Origin of the sequence: Aphanothece microscopica RSMan92, from assembly GCF_046613545.2 — a bacterium.
Taxonomy (GTDB): Bacteria; Cyanobacteriota; Cyanobacteriia; order PCC-6307; family Cyanobiaceae; genus NIES-981.
Window position 1 is genome coordinate 1 of record NZ_JBKKKY020000434.1, and the last position, 513, is coordinate 513.

1 protein-coding gene is annotated in these 513 nt (G+C 75.2%); it reads right to left on the reverse strand.

Translation table 11 applies throughout. The annotated features are described in order from the left end of the window. Positions 1-405 (reverse strand): hypothetical protein (locus ACLD7X_RS18405; RefSeq protein WP_411425130.1); only part of this gene is annotated, 405 nt, incomplete at its 3' end. Positions 406-513 lie beyond the last annotated feature (108 nt).

Here is a 513-nt window from a genome sequence, read left to right on the forward strand (position 1 = left end):
GAGCGACAGCCGATTGGCCGTGACCAGCGCCAGGCGCCCGCCGGCGCCGAGATCGGCGAAGGCCAGGTGGTCGATCGCGTTGTCGGCGCGCGCCAGCGTCACGTCGCCGCCCTGGCTGCGCAGCGAAAGGCGGCCGGCATCGAGCGGCGCGGCCTGGGTGATGGGCGCCGCGGCCCCCGTCGCCGCAAGCTGCACGACATCACCCCGCACCGCGCCATCCAGCGACAGCGCGCGGCCGGAGAAGCTGGCCGCGCCGACACGCCCATCCGCCGCCGTCGCGACGCCGAGCACCGACAGGTCGCGCTGCGAGGCAAGGCCGGTGGGGCCACCCGCCGCGGTGATGCGGACCGCATCGACCCGGTGCGCGCCGCCGGACAGATCGGCGCCACCCAGCGTCGTCGTCATCTCCAGCAACGGCACGGTGATCGAGGACGGCGTCGCGGAGGGAGCAAAACCAGCAGCGGGGGGGGTAGAGCGTTAGGGGGGGGGGGGGGTGGATAGGACCGTAGGCCC